We start from the raw sequence: 551 nt of genomic DNA, 5'->3' as shown, positions 1-551 counted from the left end.
GCCCGCCCAGGCTGGTCGACCACCCGGCGGTGCGCCCGCTACATCCTGCGCCGGCTGATGATCGACCGCATGACCATCGCGGCAGTCGCCCGGGAGCTGGGCCTGTCATGGGACACCGTTAACAGCATTGCCCTGGATGCTACCCAGACGATCGTCGCGGCCGACACGACGCGGCTCGGTGGGGTGCGGGTCATCGGCGTCGACGAACACCGCTGGTCACACACCCGCGGCCGCGGTGATGGGGATGGGTTCGTCACCGTGATCATTGATTTGACCCCGGTGCTGGACGGCGCCGGCCGCGCGCGCCTGCTCGATCTCGTCCCAGGACGTTCGGCGGCGGCGCTGAAGACCTGGCTGGCCGACCAAACACCAGCGTTTCGTGACCGGGTTGAGGTGGTGGCCATGGACGGATTCGGCGGCTACAAGACCGCCGCGACCGAGGAGCTGCCCGAGGCCACCGCAGTGATGGACCCGTTCCACGTCGTGGCATTGGCCGGGGCCAAGCTGGATCTGTGCCGTCAACGCGTCCAACAGGCCACCTGCGGGCACCG

At 69.0% G+C, this 551-nt stretch carries 1 protein-coding gene; it reads left to right on the top strand.

Going from position 1 to position 551, the window contains the following annotated elements; genetic code table 11:
* A partial coding sequence (locus tag AC5Y49_RS24815; RefSeq protein ID WP_499892023.1) for a transposase occupies positions 1-551 on the top strand: 551 nt, incomplete at both ends.

It is taken from the genome of Mycobacterium sp. NGS62 (assembly GCF_059812285.1).
Note: the sequence above shows the minus strand (reverse complement) of the source record. Positions and strands in the feature narration are given on the sequence as shown.